General features: G+C 58.0%; 16 protein-coding genes and 1 pseudogene. 14 read left to right on the top strand and 3 right to left on the bottom strand.

From position 1 onward, the window contains the following. Positions 1-55 precede the first annotated feature (55 nt). The 8 genes from ACZZ0K_RS11310 (at position 56) to ACZZ0K_RS11275 (ending at position 8,359) form a co-directional block, all read left to right on the top strand. Positions 56-1,303, top strand: a complete 1,248-nt coding sequence (locus ACZZ0K_RS11310; protein WP_258708106.1) for an ABC transporter substrate-binding protein — start codon at positions 56-58, stop codon at positions 1,301-1,303. A gap of 77 nt (positions 1,304-1,380) precedes the next feature. Continuing rightward, positions 1,381-2,256, top strand: a complete 876-nt coding sequence (locus ACZZ0K_RS11305) for a branched-chain amino acid ABC transporter permease (protein ID WP_258708107.1) — start codon at positions 1,381-1,383, stop codon at positions 2,254-2,256. Positions 2,257-2,267: 11 nt separating this feature from the next. Beyond that, positions 2,268-4,049 (top strand): branched-chain amino acid ABC transporter ATP-binding protein/permease, encoded by a 1,782-nt coding sequence (locus ACZZ0K_RS11300; protein WP_258708108.1) that lies wholly within the window; start codon positions 2,268-2,270, stop codon positions 4,047-4,049. Further along, the gene (locus ACZZ0K_RS11295) at positions 4,042-4,746 is read left to right on the top strand and encodes an ABC transporter ATP-binding protein (protein ID WP_258708109.1); all 705 of its coding nucleotides are present in this window, start codon (positions 4,042-4,044) and stop codon (positions 4,744-4,746) included. Before ACZZ0K_RS11300 ends, ACZZ0K_RS11295 begins: the two co-directional genes overlap by 8 nt. A gap of 33 nt (positions 4,747-4,779) precedes the next feature. Continuing rightward, the gene (locus ACZZ0K_RS11290) at positions 4,780-5,550 is read left to right on the top strand and encodes an SDR family oxidoreductase (RefSeq protein ID WP_258708110.1); all 771 of its coding nucleotides are present in this window, start codon (positions 4,780-4,782) and stop codon (positions 5,548-5,550) included. A 24-nt stretch (positions 5,551-5,574) separates the two neighbouring features. Beyond that, entirely contained in the window at positions 5,575-6,699 is a 1,125-nt protein-coding gene (locus ACZZ0K_RS11285) for a glycerol dehydrogenase (RefSeq protein WP_258708111.1), read from the top strand. Positions 6,700-6,829: 130 nt separating this feature from the next. After that, positions 6,830-7,366 carry a 2,4'-dihydroxyacetophenone dioxygenase family protein gene (locus tag ACZZ0K_RS11280; protein WP_024012829.1) on the top strand — a complete coding sequence of 179 codons (537 nt, stop codon included), beginning with the start codon at positions 6,830-6,832 and terminating at the stop codon, positions 7,364-7,366. 87 nt (positions 7,367-7,453) lie between these two features. Continuing rightward, positions 7,454-8,359, top strand: a complete 906-nt coding sequence (locus ACZZ0K_RS11275; RefSeq protein ID WP_463559105.1) for a LysR family transcriptional regulator — start codon at positions 7,454-7,456, stop codon at positions 8,357-8,359. 121 nt (positions 8,360-8,480) lie between these two features. On the opposite strand, the pseudogene ACZZ0K_RS11270 reads toward ACZZ0K_RS11275, so the two are convergent. The 3 genes and pseudogenes from ACZZ0K_RS11270 to ACZZ0K_RS11260 form a co-directional block, all read right to left on the bottom strand. Further along, a pseudogene (locus tag ACZZ0K_RS11270) lies at positions 8,481-10,939 on the bottom strand (fimbria/pilus outer membrane usher protein). Positions 10,940-11,136: 197 nt separating this feature from the next. Then, positions 11,137-11,886, bottom strand: a complete 750-nt coding sequence (locus ACZZ0K_RS11265; protein ID WP_041478776.1) for a fimbrial biogenesis chaperone — start codon at positions 11,884-11,886, stop codon at positions 11,137-11,139. A 68-nt stretch (positions 11,887-11,954) separates the two neighbouring features. Further along, positions 11,955-12,560: a fimbrial protein gene (locus ACZZ0K_RS11260; protein ID WP_258708113.1), complete on the bottom strand. Its 606-nt coding sequence runs from the start codon at positions 12,558-12,560 to the stop codon at positions 11,955-11,957. Between the two features lie 320 nt (positions 12,561-12,880). Here ACZZ0K_RS11260 and ACZZ0K_RS11255 point away from each other — a divergent pair, with 320 nt between their 5' ends. The 6 genes from ACZZ0K_RS11255 (at position 12,881) to ACZZ0K_RS11230 (ending at position 19,871) form a co-directional block, all read left to right on the top strand. Next, a complete protein-coding gene (locus ACZZ0K_RS11255) occupies positions 12,881-14,101 on the top strand; it encodes an EAL domain-containing response regulator (RefSeq protein ID WP_095179872.1) in 1,221 nt (406 codons plus the stop codon). Positions 14,102-14,274: 173 nt separating this feature from the next. Further along, positions 14,275-14,982: a response regulator transcription factor gene (locus ACZZ0K_RS11250; protein WP_258708205.1), complete on the top strand. Its 708-nt coding sequence runs from the start codon at positions 14,275-14,277 to the stop codon at positions 14,980-14,982. Between the two features lie 52 nt (positions 14,983-15,034). Then, positions 15,035-18,337 carry a transporter substrate-binding domain-containing protein gene (locus tag ACZZ0K_RS11245; protein WP_463559104.1) on the top strand — a complete coding sequence of 1,101 codons (3,303 nt, stop codon included), beginning with the start codon at positions 15,035-15,037 and terminating at the stop codon, positions 18,335-18,337. Continuing rightward, on the top strand, positions 18,334-18,621 hold the full coding sequence (locus ACZZ0K_RS11240) for an Hpt domain-containing protein (protein WP_463559103.1): 288 nt from the start codon (positions 18,334-18,336) through the stop codon (positions 18,619-18,621). The genes ACZZ0K_RS11245 and ACZZ0K_RS11240 overlap by 4 nt, the downstream gene beginning before the upstream one ends. A gap of 102 nt (positions 18,622-18,723) precedes the next feature. Further along, positions 18,724-19,101, top strand: a complete 378-nt coding sequence (locus tag ACZZ0K_RS11235; protein ID WP_016774580.1) for a type 1 fimbrial protein — start codon at positions 18,724-18,726, stop codon at positions 19,099-19,101. Between the two features lie 308 nt (positions 19,102-19,409). After that, positions 19,410-19,871: a hypothetical protein gene (locus ACZZ0K_RS11230; protein ID WP_252885945.1), complete on the top strand. Its 462-nt coding sequence runs from the start codon at positions 19,410-19,412 to the stop codon at positions 19,869-19,871.

Below are 19,871 nucleotides of genomic sequence, written 5' to 3'. Positions count from 1 at the left end.
CGGCACGGATCATTTGAAGGAACAATAAAAACAATATCTGCGGGAGATGAATCCAATGAGACTCGCTCAAGAGGAAGCCGTGGCCGTGGCGGCTACCGCGAAAAGCTGGCTGAAAGCTGCCGGCATCCTGCTTTGCCTGTCCACTCCGGTTGCCGCGCTCGCGGACATCAGGATCGGTGCGCTTTATCCCCTGAGTGGATCCCTGGCGTTGCTGGGCGACGAGAGCTTCCGTGGCCTCGAACTGGCCGTCGCCGAACGAAATGCCTCGGGCGGTTTGAAGGGCGAGCCGATCAAATTGCTCAAGGCCGACGCAGTCGATGCGGGACAAGCGGTCGGTGCCGCGCGCCGGCTCACCTCTGTTGAGAACGTCACTGCTGTATTTGGCAGCTATTCCTCGGCGCTGTCATTTGCGGCCACGCAGGTGACGGAGATGGCGGGGGTGCCATTTTTCGAGTTGGGTGCGGTGTCCGACCACATCACTGAGCGTGATCTGAGCTACGTGATGCGCAGCAACCCGACCGCCAGGAATTTCGCCGAAGGCACCATCACCGCCATCACGGACATTGTCAGCCCATCGCTCAAGGTCGATCCGAAACAATTGAAGGTCGCGATCATCCACGAGGATGCGCTGTACGGTACGACCATCGCCGGGTTTCAGAAAAAAATCGCTCAGGAGCAAGGTCTGAACGTGGTCGAGGTACTACCGTATTCGGCCAAAGCGGTCGATCTCTCATCGCTGATCCTGCGTTTGAAAGGCGCCCAGGCGGATGTGGTATTGCAGACCAGTTATCAGAACGACACGACGCTGTTTTTCCGCCAGATCCGCGAAGCCGGTTTCAGGCCCAAAGCCGTTATCGGCGCCGGCGGCGGCTATTCCATGCAGGACACGGTCAAGGTCGTCGGCGCAGCCAATATGGAGGGCGTGCTCGATGTCGATTTCCCACAGTTCCAAACCAATGAAAACGGCGCTCCCGGTATCGGTGCGTTCGCCAAGGCATACAAGGATCGCTACGGCATCGAACCGCGCTCGGGCCACAGCCTGATCAACTATGTCGGGGCGAAGATATTCCTCGATGCCATGGAAAACAGTACTTCGCTGGACGCCGATGCGATCCGTGCCTCGGTGGCAACCATCGATATTCCTCTCGGCGGCACGGCTGCCGGCATCGGTGCCAGGTTTGGCAAGAACGGCCAGAACCAGCGCGCCAATACGGCAATCATGCAGTGGCAGAACGGACTGCTGAAAACCGTTTACCCCCAGGCAGCCGCCGTTGCCCAAGCGCGTTTTTCCGACCAACCCTGATACCTGAACCCCGCAATCTGCTGAAGCTTGATCATTGAGCTTCACGGGTTCGTTCGCTCGCAAAGAGGGCGCCAACCGTGGAAATTTTCATCCAGCTCCTGTTAAACGGCTTATTGCTCGGTGGCACGTTGGCCATCATCAGCATCGGCCTGACTCTGATTTTCGGCATCGTGCGTGTGGTCAACTTCGCCCATGGCGAGTTTCTGATGATCGGCCTGTATGCCGTGTACTTGCTGAATTCGCACCTCGGCATCCACCCGTATATGGCGATCATTCCTGCCACGATCCTGTTGTTTGCCGCTGGTGCGGCAATGCAGCGTTTCATCATTCAGCCGTTGCTTGGCGCCGAGGGACATATCCAGATTTTCGCCACCGTGGGCGTCTCGATTGCCCTGATGAACGGCGCGTTGCTGATCTTCGGTGCCGACGTCATGACGGTGAAGAACATCAGCGTCGGTACCACGACCGTCAGCTTCGGCGCCTTTCGCGTCAGCAGCGGTCAGTTGATCACGTTTGTCGCGTCGCTCGCACTGGTCGCGGGGCTGCACTGGTTTTTGCAGAACACCTTTCTCGGCCGGGCTGTCCGCGCTACTGCACAGCATCGCAACGCGGCGCAACTGATGGGTGTCAACGTCAAAAATATCTATGTGTTTGCCTTCGGCCTGGGTTGCGCCTGCCTGGGCGTCGCCTCGGGACTGATCGCTCCGCAATATCCGGTCTTTCCAACCGTTGGCACTTTCTTCGTGCTGACGGCGTTTGTGATTGTGGTGCTGGGCGGCCTGGGCAGCCTGTCCGGCGCACTGATCGGTTCAATGCTGATCGGCATCGTCGACAGTCTCGCCGGTTACTACATCGCGCCGGACCTCAAGGAGGTCGTCTACTTCACGATTTTCCTGGGCATCCTGGTGTTTCGTCCGACAGGTCTTTTCGGCGCCGGTCGCGGGTCTGAGTGAGGAAAATGGTCATGAATATTTTGCACCCGCGTGTCTATGTCAGTGCACTGGCCCTGGCGCTGTTACTGATCATTCCATTGAGCGTTGGCTCGCCGTTCGTTTATCACCTGTTCATCCTCATATGCAGTTATGCGGCACTGGCCAGTGCCTGGAACATCGTCGGCGGGTTTGCCGGCCAGCTGTCGTTGGGGCATGCCGTGTTCTATGGAGTGGGCGCTTACACGACGACGCTGTTGATGATGAAACTGGGCATCAGTCCATGGATCGGCATGTTCGCTGGCGCAATCCTGTCGTCGATTATCGCGGTGCTGATCAGTTGGCCGTGCTTCAGATTGCGCGGGCCGTTTTTTGCCTTGGCGACCATTGCGGTGCTGGAGGTCGTGCGTCTGGTGGCGATCAATCAGCATGACGTGACCGGTGGTGCGGCAGGGCTGGGCGTACCGCTGAAGCTCGGTTTCGAGTGGATGTTGTTCCGCCCGCGCTGGCCGTACCTGCTGATCGCCTTCGCCTTTCTGCTCATCACATTGGCGGTGTCGTGGAAGATCAAGAATTCCCGACTGGGTTATTACCTGATCGCCGTGCGTGAGCGTGAAGACGCCGCCCATGCGGTGGGCGTGAACTCGGTCAAGGTCAAGCTGATCGCCGTGGTGTTGTCCGCATTTATCACCAGCCTGGTCGGCAGCTTTCACGCGATGTACCTGACCTTCATCGAACCCGGCTCGATGTTTTCTCTCGAGATGTCGATTCAGATCGCCATGTTCGCGTTGATTGGTGGACTGGGCACGGTATCGGGACCGCTGATCGGCACTTTGCTGGTGCTGCCGCTGGCTGAACTGGCACGCGGCTGGCTTGGCGATCTGGGCAGCGGGGTGCACGGTCTGGTCTATGGCATCGTGCTGGTCGTGGTGGTGCTGACTATTCCGCAAGGCGTGGTGGGGCGTTTTGGGGCCAGGATATTTGCCTGGATCGACTCATTGCCCGGCGGCCGTCGTTCGATGGCAAATACAAAAGCACCGATCGGGCCGACCTTGGCGCAACCCCACTCGGCCACGCACGGTGAGCCGGTTCTGGTCGCAGAAAACCTGCACAAGTTCTTTGGCGGACTGCACGCCACCAACGATGTTTCGCTGAGCTTGGCCGAAGGCGAAATCGTGGGTGTGATCGGCCCGAACGGCGCCGGCAAAACTACGGTGTTCAACCAGCTCTCCGGGTTTCTTCTGCCATCCAAAGGCCAAGTGAAAGTGCGCCTGCTCAATGGCGACTGGGTCACCCCGAACAGCCCGGCCGAGTTCGCCCGGGCAGGCATTGGCCGGACCTTTCAGATCGTGCAGCCATTCGCTGATTTGAGTGTCTGCGAGAACATCATGCTCGGTGCATTCATGCACACCGCCGACGCGAAGGAGGCGAGGGCGATCGCCGAGCAAGTCGCCGAGCTGACCGAACTCACCGCGCTGCTCGACACCCGGGCGCGCAACTTGACGGTCGGCGGCATGAAGCGCCTGGAAATGGCCCGCGCTCTGGCGACGCGCCCGCGCATTCTGTTGCTCGACGAAGTCATGGCCGGCCTCAACCCGACGGATGTTGCCAAGGCCATCGCAGTGATTCGTCGGGTGCGTGATTCGGGCGTCAGCGTGTTGATGATCGAGCACCTGATGCAAGCCACCATGAGCCTTTCTGACCGCATCGTCGTGATCAGTTCCGGCACGCTGCTGATGCAGGGCGCGCCTCATGATGTGATCAACGATCCTCAGGTTATCGAAGCCTACCTCGGTAAGGAGTACAGCCATGCTTAAACTCGACAACGTCCACAGCGGCTATGGCGGTACGGAGATCCTTCGTGGCGTGTCGTTCGAGGTCAAGGCCGGTGAGGTGGTGACTATCGTCGGCGCCAACGGCGCCGGCAAAACCACGACCCTGCGCAGCTTGTGCGGCATCGTCACACCGTCCCAAGGCACGATCGAATTCGAAGGCCAGCGCATCGATGGCAATCGCCCCGATCAGATTGTCGACGCGGGCCTGACGCTGATACCGGAGGGGCGCCAGTTGTTTCCCTTCATCAGCGTGCGCGACAACCTCTTGATGGGCGCCTACAAACGCAGTGCACGAGCGGGCTACAGGCAGCGTCTGGACAATATTCTCGATCTGTTTCCGAGGGTGCGCGAACGTCTTGATCAGAACGCCGGGACACTGTCGGGCGGCGAACAACAAATGGTCGCCATCGCCCGGGGGCTGATGGCCGAGCCGAAATTGTTGATGTTTGATGAACCCTCGCTGGGCCTGTCGCCGCTGCTGGTGTCGCAGGTCTTCGAGATCATCAACAGGATTCTCCAGTTGGGCACCACCGTGTTGATCGTCGAGCAGAACATCGTTCATACGCTGCGCATTGCTCATCGAGGTTACGTGCTGGAGAACGGCGAAGTGGTGCTCAGCGGCACTGGCCAGGAACTGCTGGAGAACCCGCACGTCAAGCGTGCTTATCTGGGGCTCTGACCCAGTCCATTTATCTGCAAGCGAGAGAAGGTCATGACTCATTCCAGACACGCCGGGCGCACCGTATTGGTCACCGGTGCCGGTGGTGGCATCGGTGCGGCGATCGCGCGGTTGTATTGCGAAGAAGGTGCAGCCGTGGCGCTGCTCGACGCTGATGTCGACAAGGTGCAACAGCAGGCCGGGGCGTTGCGTGATGCGGGTTTTGCGGTCGCGTGGGCGCAGGCTGATGTCGCGAGTTTTCAAGACTGCGCTGCTGCATGCGAGCGCGTGCAAGGTGAGCTCGGCCCCATCGATACGCTGATCAACAACGCCGGCATTTCGCCCAAACACCACGGCGCACCCGCGCCGATCTGGACCATGGCACCGGATGAGTGGCAGCGGGTTGTCGATATCAACCTCAATGGCTCCTTCAACCTGGTGCGAGTGCTCGTGCCCGGCATGGTCGAGCGCCGGTTCGGGCGCATCGTCAATATGTCTTCGGTGGCGGGCAGCGCGTTCTTGCCGATTGTCGCAGCGCACTACAGTGCGACCAAAGCCGCAATCATCGGCTTTACCCGCCACCTGGCCGGCGAACTCGGGCCGTTCGGTGTCACCGCCAATGCGCTGGCACCTGGACGAATCGAAACGCCATTGCTCAAGACCGTATCGGCCCAGGCCAATCAAACCGTGGTCGACGAGACACCGCTGCGCAGGCTGGGCACACCGCTTGAGGTGGCGAGGGCGGCGTGTTTTCTCACGTCAAGCGAAAGCGACTTCATTACCGGCCAGGTGGTTGATGTCGCGGGCGGCTGGTTGATGCGCTGATGACTTCTTGCGAGGACGTTTGTCATGGTTAAAACGATGGGATTTCCCGGGCGCTACGAGCAGGGTCCGAATGCATTGCACCAATTGGGCAGAGTGCTGAACGACATGGGCCGATCACGGCCGCTGGTGCTTTGCGATGAGTTTGTCGCCCGGCATCTATGGCCGCAGGTTGGCGCCGCGTTGCAGGACCAGGGATTGGAGCCATTGCACATCGAGTTTCCCGGCGAGTGCACGCGCGCTGCGATTGCGCAGTTATCCGAGCAGGCATTGCTGCACGCCCCCGACACGATCATTGCGCTGGGCGGTGGCAAGACCATCGATACGGCGAAGGGGCTGGCGGCCAATCTCGACGTACCGATCATTGTCTGCCCCACGATCGCTTCAAGTGACGCGCCAACGAGTCGGCTGATCGTGCTTTACGACGAAGAGCACAAAGTGGTGGGCGTGGAGTTCCTGAAGATGAATCCCGCTGCGGTGATTGTCGATACAGAGGTCATCGTTCAGGCGCCGGCACGGTTCTTCGCGGCCGGGATTGGCGATGCCATCAGCAAGAAATTCGAAGCCCGACAGTGCTACGCCGCCGGCGGCCACAACTCTTTCGGTACACCGCCGCTGCACACGGCATTGATGCTCACCAACCTGGTTTTCGACACGCTGATGCAGTACGGCGTCCCGGCTTATCAGGCGGTGTGTCGACATGAACTCACCGATGATGTCGAGCGGGTCATCGAAGGCACCGTGCTGATTAGCGGTGTCGGTTTCGAGAGCGGTGGTTTGTCACTGTCCCATGCCTTGGTTCGGGGGCTGACCGCGATACCGGCGATGGCGTCGATGCTGCATGGCGAACTGGTGGCGTTCGGCACGCTGGTGCAGATGGCGGTGGAGGCGCGACCGGCCGAAGAGATTGAACAGGTCGCGCGTCTGCTGCACGCGGTGAAGCTGCCCGTGACGTTCGCTGAACTGGGTCAGCGCACGCCGTTGACGACGGCGCAGATCAATATTCTCGTGGACGCAACCTTATCGGCGGCTTACGCCAGAAACATGCAACCGCCCTTGAACTACCAGCGCCTGGTGGAAGGATTGGCGGCGGCTGACAGCCTTGGTTCACGGCTGGTCAGAGTCTGCGCGAACCCGCCCGCGACGCTGTGATCCTGCGTCACAACAGGTGTGACCAAGTAGCTGTTTTCTCCCGTACAGCGACGCCATAACCTTTCCCTCAAGCGAAATCCTGGCGCAATCAAGTGCTGTGAATTCGTCAAAAAAACCGAGAGGCCTGACTATGAATACTCCTGTTAAACCTGATGAACTCGCCATTGCGTATCAGTTGCCGCAAGTTCCCTTCATGACGCCCGACATGGTGCACCCGGGCGTCATGACGCAGTGGCTCGAAGACGATGCGCTGTGGGTGCCGGTAACAAAATCTGTCTCCTTCAAGCCATTGCTGCTCAACACCAGCGGCGGCTATTACATCAACCTGTTGCGGGTGCGTCAGGCCGGCGTGCTGTCGCGTCACCGCCATACCGGCGGCGTGCATGCGATCGTGCTCAAGGGTCGCTGGTACTACCTGGAGCATGACTGGGTCGCGGAGGAGGGGTCTTTTGCCTATGAGCCGCCCGGTGAAACGCATACCCTGTTCGTCCCCGAGGATGTGAGTGAAATGATCACCTGGTTCCACGTGCAGGGTGGCTACACTTATGTCGATCCGCAGGGCGTTGCCGTGGGTTACGAAGATGTGTTCACCAAGCTTGAAGCCGCCCGAGCGCATTACAAGACGCTGGGCTTGCCGGACGACTACATCGAACAGTTCATTCGCTGACCCGGACCCCAGGAAAAAGCGCGCTTCGGCGCGCTTTTTCATAAGCGTTGAGACAACATGCCTTCAAGCTTTTCGCCAGGACCGGCCATGGACAATTATTCGCAGCTGCTCGCTTTTATATGGTCTACCGAATGTGGAAGTTTTTCTGCTGCCGCGCGCGCCCATCACCTGACGCCATCAGCGGTCAGCAAACTGATCACTCGCCTGGAAGATCGCTTGCAGGTCCGGCTGTTCCAGCGCGGCTCACGCGTGCTGACGCTGACCGAGGAGGGCGCCGCTTACCTGCGCAGCGCCAAAGCCGTCGTTGAAGCCATGAACGAGGCGGACTCGCTGGCCGAGGCGTTGCCCTCCAGGGTCAGTGGCACCCTGCGCATCCACACCATGACCTCTTTCGCCAAACACCAGATCGTACCGTGGCTACCGGAATTTCTGGATTTGTATCCCTCACTGGACGTTGAGATTCAACTCGGCGCGCAATTCGTCGATCACTTCGAGCAAGGGCTCGATATCGCCATCCACAGCGGCGTATTGCCCAGCTCATCACGCATTGCCAGACGCATCGGCGAATGTGAATGGCTGATCTGTGCCTCGCCGCAGTACCTGGCTGAACACGGCACACCAACCACACCCGCAGATTTGCTGAATCATCGTTGCTTCAATTTCAGCTTCGTCAGCCCGTGGAACAAATGGTCATTTTTGCAGGATGGAGACGGCGTCTCGGTACCGGTGACCGCCAGCGCGTCTTTTACTCAAGGCGATCCGTTGCGCGACATGGCGCTGTCAGGCGCTGGCGTGGTGAAGCTTGCGGACTTTCATATCGGGCTTGATGTAAAAGCGGGAACGCTGGTGCCGTTGCTTGAGGATTTCAAAACGGGTGTGGTTGAGCCGATCTACCTGCTTTATTCGGATCGCAAGCATTTGAGTCCACGGATACGAGTGTTCATCGAGTTTTTTCAGAACAAGTGGCGTGAGCATCCGTGGAAGGTCTCCTGACGTTCAGCTCTGGGGGCAGCGTATTGATCAACGCGATGCTCAAACTGCGCATTAAAAAGCCCTGAATCATCAGGGCTGAGTTTTGGTTGAGGGGGCGTAGAGTGACAAGCTCGCGGTCGGTCTACTTCGCGCTCGAAGAGCAGGCCAACCGGTATTGTTCATAGTTCAAGCCTTCGACCTTTTCCGGCAGCTTGTACGGCACGGGGCAGCTTTTGCCCTGCCACTTGATGGTGATGACACCGTGATCTTTGGTCACCAGCGCCAGGGCCTTGCCCGTCGGATCTGACAATGCCAGTTGTTTGCCGTCGCTATCCAACAGCACCGCGCCGAATGGAATCGGCTGGCCGTTGGCATCGTACAGTTCAAACTGGACGCGCCTGCCTTTGCTGCCTTCGAAGCGTGCAAGAACTATCGAACCTCGTCTTGGCACCAGTTGCTGGGTGGCATTGTCCAGCTCGATCTCACCGCCCAGGTTACGCGTGTCCAGCGTTACCCAGTTCACGCGGTACGGTTGCGCGTTAGGCAGAACCGCATAGCCGTTCAGGCCGGTTTTCACACCCGAATAGCTGCTGACTTCGACGCCCGACATGCCGGGCACTTCCACCAGACCGAACGTTTCACCGACGGTCTGGCCCATATTGATGCCGCCTGCATGGGCCACCAGCGATCCGGCGGCACTCAGGTTCTGTGATTCATAACCGTTGCCTCGGTTGTAGCCAAAGCTCAGGTCGCCCATCGATGTGCGGGTACTCAGGCTCAGCGAGCCAGATCGATCGCCTTGGACACTGCGCCCGGTCTGCACGGAATAGTAGGTGTCGCTGTCCTCGGTCAGATAACCGTTGATCCCGGCTTGGGTGCTGGTACCGGTGTTCTGATGGTTACTGGAAATGTAGGCGCGCGGTGCGCGGGTGTCGAACCGAGCGGAAACGAAATCGAGACGCTCAGTTGTGTGTCGTTGCTGGTGTCACCGCGCGCGCCGAACTCCTGGGTTTTGCTCAGGCTGATGTTGTAGTTCAGGTCGCGCCAATTGTTGTTGTAGCCGGCGGAAAAGCTCCGCGAGCCACCGCGATCCCAATAGCGCTGGTCACTGGCGTTCAGGTACAGCGAGCCGAACTGGCGTGCTTCGCCCAAAGTCTGGTTGACCGTGAGGTCGGTGCGGGTTTTGGAATTACCCAGGCGCCGGGTGGCCCCGGAGCTGGTGTCCTGGACATGGTCGGTCAGCGTGCGATAACCCTCGGTCGAATAACGATAAGCGGCGAGGGTGAAGCTGGTATCGGTGCCGGTGAAGGTCTTTGCATAGAGCGCGCGTATGCTGCTGCCTTGGGTGGTTTTGCCGAATGCCTTGCTGGACGATTGCGTCACGTCCAGGGACATTGCGCCAATCGAGGTGTTCTTCGCCGCACCGACTGAAATCGCCTTGAAACCATTGCTGGCCTGAAGGCCGGCAATGCCTGTCAGGTTGCTGGTCAAGCCGTAGGCGAACGTGCCGCTGAGGAAGGCGGGCTTGTCATAGCCCTCGCTGTTGTTGTTGAATTTGCCGCTCGACAGGCTGTATTTCAGTTGCCCCTCACGCACCATCGTCGGCAGGGCGGAGAATGCCTGTCGGGTGACCTTGCGCCGTCCATCTGCTTCAACAATGGTGATCTCCAGATCGCCGTTGGAGCCCGATGGATAGATGTCACTGATCTCGAACGGACCCGGCGGCACGTTGGTGGTGTAGAGAATGTAGTTATCCTGGCGGACCTCGATCGTGGCGTTGGTTTCAGCAACGCCACGTATGATCGGCGCATAGCCCCGCTCGCTGTCTGCGCGCATGCCCTCATCAGAGGCCACCTTGACGCCTTGATAGCGCACGCTGTCGAACAGATCCGAATCGGAAAAGATTTCCCCCGCACTCAGTTGCCCCTTGATCGCCGTGAGGTCGCGCTGGATGAAGGTGCGGTTGCTGACGAACCGATTGGGCCGGCCGGTGGAGCTGCTCAGGTTGGACTCGTTGCGCAGCCGCCAGGCGCCCAGGTTCAGGCCGTTGCGAAGCCCGAGGTTGTTGGAAATTTGCGTCGAGTAATCGGTTTTGCTGCGGGTGCTGCTCAGCTGGTAGTTGATGAAACCGGCGGCCACACCTTGGTCCCAAAGCTCTGGATCTACATAGCCGCGCATGCCACGCGCCATGGCGACCTGCGGCACACTGATATTGAGGCGCAGGCGGTTGGCATCGAAATTGAGACTGGCTTGCTCGATCATTGCAGGCAGGTCGTAGTGATCGGCAGGGTGTTGCTCGTCAACCAGACCCTGCTCACGAAGTTTGCGCATGTCCACACCCAGCTGCTGCAACAGTTCCAGAGTGATGCGTGGCTCGACTTTGCCGTTGACCGGGTTGGCCGCGAAATCGACGTCGCGTCGACCGACCAGCGTGCCGTTGCTGAAAACGTCAACGCGGTATTGGCCCGGCAGTACGCTGTTGGCATTCAACAAGGGTTGCAGATCGACCGCTGATGAACCTTCAAGAAACAATGTATTGAAAGCTTCACCCGCTACCGCGGCCGGCGCGTCGGCACCTATGGCAAATCCACAGATGGCCATGTTGATTGCAAAGCACAATGGATGCAGGCAGCCCAACGCCGTTTTGTTTTTATGGCGCGCAACGTGATGCTCTACACAACTTGTAGATGTGTGGTGTTGGGAGGAAAACATGCAATTTGCCTTATCAGTCCGTGTTGCTTCAACCGGAGTCCGGAACTTGTGAATAGCTTGTAAGTTGGCAGGGTGGGGTGGGGGATTTACTGGGCGGAGGCATCTTTCACGCGCTCGGCATGGCTTTCGGCAACGCTTAGTGGTGCATCGAATCGTTGTTGTGCGCCGTAATCGTTAATTGCTGAAAAACTCAAATGCGAAGTACCAGCTGGCAGATCTTTCAGATTGAATGAGCGAACTTCCCCTGGAACGATCATTGTCGAATCAATTACCAATTCCGCTTTTTTCCCTGCAACGACTTTCAGATCCGCCAGCGACACGTGGTAGTTGCTTTGGTTTTTTACTTTCAGCACCGACTTGCCAGCCTGAGTGACCAATTGCCATGCAAGTTGCTCCGGTGCCTTTGCGGCATCACCGGTGAGTCCGTCCGGGCGGAAGAAGACCTTGATGCGCTGACGTACCGCCAATTGCAGCGTGTTGACATCGGCAGCACTGGCCTGGGGGATTTCCTGCACGTTCAGCCATACCACCGACTCCTTGTCCGCAGGCATGCCGCGGCCTTCATAAAGAATCCTCAGTAATTGCTGTTGATTGGGCTCAAGTTTGGCCAGTGGTGGAGTAACAGCGAAAGGCGGTGCGCTGCCAGCCGTGTCGCCGGCATCGAGCCACGATTGTGCGAGGATGGTTTGTCCGCCGTTGCGCACGGTGACGTTCGCCTCTTTGTGCGCGCCATCGAAGATAATCCGGGTGGAGCTCAAGGAGATGCTGGCGAATGCCGAGTGCGTCATCAACACCCCGGCAAGCCCCAGGCAAAGCGGAAAGTAGCGACTTAACATAGATTTCACCGATTAATCTGGTCGGGAAGGACGAGGCACAGCGGCCCCGTCCAGGTATTGCGGGCTGCTTATTCGTATTCGAGAACGAACGGCAGAGTGGCGTTACCGGTACCGGCAGTAGCGGTGGTCTTGTCGCCGGTGGTGACGTAAGCGGCTGCGAACGACAGGGTGCCGTCGCCGCCAGTGGTGCCGTCGCCAGTCAGGCTGGTCTGCACTTTGGCGGTGGCTTCGGAGCTCAGGTCGATCAATTGGCCATTGCTGTCCAGCAGCGCGATACCTACGCCTTTGGCCGCATCGGTACCTTGCAGCTTGAGAACTTTCTTGCCATCAACCAGGCCCGAACCGCCGTTTACGGTTGGTTTGAACAGCATCGAAACCTTGGTGCCAGCGTTGCAGTTCACTTTCAGGTTGAAATCGTTGGCGGCCACACGACCGGCGCCCGGAGCAGAGTCGGTGCCCATGTCTTTGATCGACACGCTGCCCATGTCCACGGCAATCATCTTGTCGTTACCCGAAGCGCCGTCTACCGAGCAGGCGTCGTTGTTGATAACGCCGGTGAAGCTGATTTGACCGCTGCCGCCCTTGACAGCTTTAGCGGCTTCTTCTTCAGCCACTGCACCAGTGGAGGCAGCCAGTACGGAAAGAGTGAGTACTGCGAAAGCGAACTTTTTCATGTTTATATCCGAAGTTATTGTGAAGTGCTGCATTGAAATGCCAGGCCATATTAGGTGTGCGGTGGTGGCGGGTCTTTGGGATTTGTCTTAAAGCGATAAAGGTGCGAGCCAGTCAGTAATATGGCAGTGGCGTATTCATATTTGCGGTAATGGTGCAGCGAACCAAATAAGACAATTCTCAAAGTCGTGCGGTCTTTGTCTGGCTAGTATTCGCGGATGCAGAAATTCTCAGTCAACGCAAAGTTTGTGAGCGGGCGTCCTGCTTGAAAGATTATTCAGACTTTCGCTATTAACGACTGATAGAAAGAGGTTCCAGGTTTGTGAACACGCTTCGTATATTGGTCTTGGAAGATCACGCCTTTCAGCGCACGGCGGCAGTCAGTGCGCTTAATAGTCTGGGGTACAAAAATATCTTTCAGGCGGCTGACGGCAAGGATGCGCTGGCTGTGATATCCCAGGCTGGAGGCGTGGACGTTGCATTGTGTGACTTGAGCATGGCCGGGATGGATGGTTTGACGTTCTTGCGCCTGGCGAGAGAGGCCGGTTTGATTCGTGCAGTGATCATCTGCAGTTCACTGCCTGAAGACTTGTTGCGCACGGTTGATCGAATCGTCACGTTGCAGGGGCTTGAGTTGCTTGGCAGTGTCGGAAAACCGTTGATGGTCGATGTGCTGGCGCCGTTGTTGGCTCGCTACCGGCCGCACAATCAGATCGATGCCAAAGTGGCAGAAAGTCAGCTTGATCAGCCCACAGAGGGTGAGGTACTCGAAGCCATTCGTCGGCAGGAGTTTCGCGCCTACTTCCAGCCCAAATTTCATCTGCGCAGTGGTGAAGTGGATGGCGCCGAGGTGCTGGTGCGATGGCAGAGCCCCAGTCGTGGATTGCTTTCGCCGGGCATGTTCTTGCCGACGATCGAGCGCTGCGGGCTGCTCGATGAGATGTTTTTCAGCCTGCTCACGCAAGGCTTGAGTCTGCAGCGCTTCGTCCAGTCTCACGGCAAGCCGTTCAAGCTGGCGTTCAATCTCGACGTGACGCAGATGGCCAATCCGAATCTTGTCGACCGGATCAAGGCGCTGTTGCGCATCCATGGCGCCTCGCCAGCTGGGCTCATTTTCGAGCTCACGGAAACCGGCCTGCTGCAGATGCCCGAGATCAGCATGGAAAACATGGTGCGTCTGCGCATGCTCGGCTTCAGTCTGGCAATCGATGATTTCGGTGTCGGCTATTCTTCACTTGAGCGGCTGTGCCAGATGCCGTTCAACGAAATCAAACTCGACGCCGGCTTCGTGCAGAATTTCCATCAGGCGCGCTACAGCGCGGTCATCCACGGGGCGTTGGCCCTGGCCCGGGAATTGGACATGCGCGTGGTGGCAGAAGGTATTGAAACCGCAGATCAGGTTCAGCATCTGGCGCGGCTTGGTTGTCAGTGGGGGCAGGGCTTCTTCTATGCTCGCCCGATGAATTGGGCGCATTTGGTCGACTGGCGTTTCGAAGGCCAGAAGTCGTCCTGGCGCCGCGCAATAGGCACATCCGATCGTTGATGCAAGCGGCATTCTGACTTTTGGGACAAAGCCCTATTTCGTCACGCCTTCAAAACACTCATCATGTGCCGAGAAATCAATCAGATGCACCTGAATGCTTCGGTAATGCCCGGGATTTGCTGCGGTTGCCAAGTGCTGATGGTCCTCCAACACTCTTCATCATGGAGCTGTTCATGCATTGGTCAGTCGTGAATCCGTTACGCGTTGCCATCCTTGATGATCACTCGCTCATACGTCTGGCGATGAAGTCGCGGCTGACGCGCGAAGCCGAGTTCAGTGTCGTAGGTGTGTATGGCAGCAGCGCGCAGTTGCTCGCCGGATTGCGCGAAATCGACATCGACCTGCTGATACTCGATTACAAACTGCACGATGGGGAGCTGGACGGGCTTAATCTGATCCGCCTGCTGCGCAAGCAATATCCGGGCATGCGCATCCTTGTCTCATCTTCCGAAGAGCGCCCGGCGGTAGTGAATATGGCGATCGGGGCGGGCGTCAGCGGATTCTTCGGCAAGTCGCAGTCGGTCGATGACCTGATCACCGCCATCCGCAGTGCTGCGTCCGGCCAGTTGTATCTGTCGCCGGAAATGGCCTTCGAACTCGATGTGCTGCCTGCGTCGGTCGACGAACCTGCTGGTGCCAATGATGATGGCGCGGCGCACGGCGACGACTTCCTCAGTAATCCTCTGCTGTCACCGAAAGAAAAAGAAGTATTGCGCTGCTGCCTCGAGGGGATGGGAGTGACGCAGATCGCTTTGAAGTTCTCGCGCAGTCGCAAAACCATCAGCGGGCAAAAACAGGCCGCTTTCAAAAAGCTTGGCATTCGTGGTGATGCGGAGCTGTTCAAGTTGCAGCACAGCCTGACGGCGGACAACCAGGGATAACTCGCTTATGTTTCATCTGTTGCGCGGTGTTTTGCTAGTCAGTGTGCTTGTCATGTTCGGTAGCGGGTCGTTGTGGGCAGCAGAGCCGCGCACTCTGCAGGTGTTCGGTCGGTCTGACTGCAAGGAGCTACAGGTCGATCTGGCCAATGAAGACTGGAGTTGGCTGCGGCAGAAGCGCAGTCTGGTGCTGGGCTCGGCGCTTCCGGATTTCCCGCCTTATGTCATGACCGCCAGCGGTACGCGGTACGAGGGAATAGCCGCCGACATCGCCTGCATTATCGGTCAGGCCTTGCATGTCGAAGTTACCGTCAAGGCTTATCCCGACCGTCGCGACGCCATGGCGGCGCTCGAGCGTGGCGACATCGACATGCTGGGCAGTTCCAACAGTTTCGAGTTGATCGACGGCCTCGTCACGCTCAGTAAGCCTTATGTCGAAGACGTGCCGGCAATGTTCATGCGCGGTGATGATCGGCGCCCGATGCCGGCCAATCTGGCCGGTTTGCGTATTGCGGTTGCCGACGATTACCTGCCTTCCAGTCAATTACACGCGTTATACCCCAACGCCGAATTCGTGCTTTTTCCATCGAACGAGTTGGCACTGGCTGCGCTGGCTTTTGGCAAGGTCGACCTGTTTCTCGGCGATACGGTGTCGAGCAATTACCTGATCAACCTCAACTACTTCAACTATGTGCGGCTGCACTCTTTCGTCAAAACCCAAACCAGCGGTTTCAGCTTTGCCTTGCGCCGGGGCAACGACCAATTGCTGCGTCTGATCGATTCGACCCTCGAGTCGCTGGGTGATGCGAAGATTGCCGAAATTACCAAGCGCTGGTCGGGCGGCGGCGGGGCGCTGACGCCCAAACGCATTGACCTGACACCCGGCGAAGCACGTTGGCTTGAGCTGCATCCGGTCGCGCGGTTCGTGATCAATGACGATCAGGCACCGTTTGCATTCTTTGATGGTGACGGCAACTTTGGCGGGATCGGCGCTGATCTGCTCGAGCTCATCCAGCGGCGTACCGGCTTGCAGATCAATGTCGAGCGCACCGACAGCTTTTCCAGTCTGAGCACGCGTCTGCTGGATGGCAGCGCGGATATTTCTCTGCTGACACCAACGGTCTCGCGGGAAGTCGGCATGCGTTTCACTCATCCGTTCCTTGCCAGCCCCTTTGTGATCGTCACCACCAAGGACGCAGGCGCGCCTTCAAGCCTGCAGGAGCTGCGCGGCAAGCGCGTCGCAGTGCCCGAAAGTTCGGCTGAGCGTGAGCTGCTCAAGGACTACCCCGACATCGAGATCGTTGATAACGAAACAGTTCTGGGCGCCTTGGCTGACGTGAAGGACGGTCGAGCGGACGCGATGATTACCACGTTGCACAGTGCGCGCTACTACATCGCCCACATCTACAGCGACAGCTTGCGTATCTCCAACATCGTCGGCATGAACAAAGGCTTCCTCGCTTTCGCCGCGCGGCGTGCCGATACCGAACTGGTCAGCATTCTGAACAAGGCGCTGCTGAGCATTCCGCCGGATGAGCTGGACGTAATCCTCAACAGGTGGCGTCCCATTGCAGCGTTTTCGGGGTTGTCGTGGCGCGATTACAAGGCGCTGATCTACCAGATCAGCGCTGGCGCGTTCCTGATTATCCTGGGATCGCTGGCGTGGAATTTCTACATCCGTCGGCAGATTCGCGAACGCAGTCGTGCAGAGCGCTTGCTCGGCGATCAGCTGAAGTTCATGGGGGCGCTGATCAACGGCACGCCGCATCCCATTTACGTACGTGACCGGGAAGGTCGGCTGGTGACCTGCAATAATAATTATCTGCAAACATTTGGCCTGTCAGAAAAGGACGTGATCGGCAAGACCGTGCTCGAAAGCGGCAAGCGCAATCGTCAGGAGGCGTTGCAATTTCACGACGACTACCTGCGCGTCATCGAGCAGGACGAACCTTACGAGGTGGATCGCACGCTGCATGTGGGTGATACGCGGCTGATCATTTACCACTGGATCCAGCCGTATCACGACACGGCGGGTGAAGTCAGAGGCGTGATCTGCGGCTGGATCGATATCAGCGAACGCCGTGAACTGATCGAGGAGTTGCGTTCGGCGAAAGAGCTGGCTGACGAGTCGAGCCGCGCCAAAACCACGTTCCTGGCGACCATGAGCCACGAAATTCGTACGCCGATGAGCGCCGTGATCGGCATGCTCGAACTTACCCTCAAGCGTGCCGAGCAAGGTCACTTCGATCGGCCGGCGATTGAAGTGGCATACGACTCGGCAAAAGGTCTGCTGGAACTGATCGGCGATATCCTCGATGTGGTACGCATCGAATCGGGCCATGTCAGCCTTTCGCCGAAACGTGCCAACCTGCGCGAATTGGTCGAATCCGTGGCGCGGGTGTTCGACGGCTTGGCCAGGCAGAAGAGTCTGGTGCTTAAGCTCGACATCGACGCCACTGTCGGCTGTGACGTATTGGTTGATCCGATGCGCTTCCAGCAGGTGCTCTCGAACCTGGTGGGCAACGCGATCAAGTTTACCGACACCGGTCATGTCACCGTCTCGATTCGCGGCCAACGTCTCGCTGACGAACGCTTACAGGTCGACCTCAAGGTCGAGGACACCGGCATCGGCATTTCCAGCGCCGATCTGCAGAATCTGTTCCAGCCGTTTTCCCAAGCCAATCATGGCCCCTCCAGCAGAGGCGGCACCGGTCTGGGACTGGCGATCTCCCGTTCATTGTGCGAATTGATGGGCGGGCGGCTGAACATTACCAGTACGCTTGGCAAAGGCACCTGCCTGGAAGTGTCGCTGTTCTTCAATATTCTCAGCCCGCTTGGCGGCAAAGTGCTGCCTGTTTCGGTTGTTCAGGACAAACCGGTACCGACACTCAGGATTCTCGTAGTCGATGACCAGAGCGCCAACCGCCTGCTGTTGACGCAGCAGCTGAGTTTCCTTGGCCAGGCGGTGCGTGATGCCGCCGACGGTGCCCAGGCATTGGCGCTGTGGCGCTCGGAGCCGTTCGACATTGTGATCACGGACTGCAACATGCCGGTCATGAACGGCTATGAGCTGGCCCGCACCATTCGCCAGGACGAACGCGAAAGTGGTGGATCGCCGTGCATCGTACTGGGCTTCACGGCCAACGCGCAGCCGGAAGAAAAAGTGAAATGCCGGGAGGCCGGGATGGATGATTGTCTGTTCAAACCGATCAGTCTCGGCACCTTGTCGATCATGCTTGCAGGCTGGGAAAAAATGTTGAAACCCAGCCATTTGAAAGCCCGCCTGCGGCGACTATCAAGGAGCTGGGTTCGATTCGCGAGCGTCTTGACGAGCTCACCGGAGGCGATCTCGACATGATGAAAGAACTTCTGCGCGAGGCGCTGTCGAGTTGCGAAAAGGATCTGGAGGAGTTGCATTCGCTAATACCCGAAAGCGATCCCGGGCTGTTGGCTGACCTGGCGCACCGCATCAAGGGGGCGGCGCGCATTGTTGCCGAGCATCAGGTCATTGAGGCGTGTAACGAGCTTGAAGCCGAGTGCGAGGCGCCTGTTATCGATCCGCTGGACCTCAATCGCAGTGCATTGAAGCTGGAGCATGCACAGGCTGATCTGATCAAGAAAATCAAACGGATCGAGCTGTAAACGTATCGGCTCATGACCATCCGACTGGCCTTGCATTGAAGCTGACGTTAAAGATCATTTTGCAGCGGGCGATACCTTGGTTAATAACCATGGAGTTTCGCGATGATCATTCGACGTCCTTTATTGATTGCCTGCCTTTGCCTGCTCGGTTTTGACACCGTCAGCGCAGCCCAGTCTGCGCCGGTCAGCGGAGTGATTCGCTTCAGCGGTCGAATTGTCGAGGCAAGTTGCATTGCCAGTGGCGCCAGCCATTCTTCTGTCGAGTTGCTTGATTGCCCCCAGGCAAGCACCGGGCAGATTTTTACCGTGAACAACGTCAGTGCGGCAGGGCGAGGTGAGTCGCGCCAGCAGGTGTTTGTGAAGGTGATTGCCGATACTCATGAGCAGGACGATTATTACGACCAGCGCTTGCTGCTCACGGACAACAAGGGTCACCAGATAACGAGCGGTAATTACGTAGTGACGATGACGCTGCCTTGATGGCTTGGAAAGAATGAGTCTGCGCCCCTTGTTTCAAGGTTACTGACAAAAAGGGGCGTTAATAATGAGAATTGTCTGGTTCGCACAGAACCGTCCCGCGCTTCTGGCTTGTCGCCACTCCCCTGCGTTGCAAAATCCCTCCTTCAACACTTTCTGAGCCAGACCATGCGCCGATCGCGTGGGCTGTCGTCAAGGTGTGGCTTTTTATCATCTATCCCTGCGTTCATTTTTGAGACAAGTCTCATATCAGACAGGTTGGCCCTTGGTTATTTTCTTGAAAGGAAGAATGGAGCTGCCAAAGGTGCCCGATGTTTCTTGAAAATAACCGCAGTCGATCCTTGCGGATCCTGATCGCCGATAGCGATGTGCGCAGAGGTCTGTCAATCGAACAGCAGTTCAACAAGCTGGGCTGTCTCAGCGTCTTGAACGTTTGCACTTATCGTGACCTGAAAATACTGACGTATTACTGCCCTCAACGGTTGAGCCTGGTCGTCGTCAATGCTGAGCTGCTCAGCGAGATGGCGATGGATCCGCTCGACTTTTTCGGGGAAAACCCGCTGATTCGTCATTTGCTGATTTTCAATCCCAACGATGATCACCAGTGGTCGAAGACCTTCTTCAACCCGCATCCGCAACGCTGGATGCGCCTGGTCTCGAAAATCAATCTGCCGCGACTGGCAGATTTTCTGATGCTGGCCGACCCGGCGCTCAAGGAAATTGCGGAGCCGGCCTCGACCAACTCCACACTCTCTCCGTGCGCCAACCGCTAG

It is taken from the genome of Pseudomonas sp. AC255, assembly GCF_979258175.1.
Note: the sequence above shows the minus strand (reverse complement) of the source record. Positions and strands in the feature narration are given on the sequence as shown.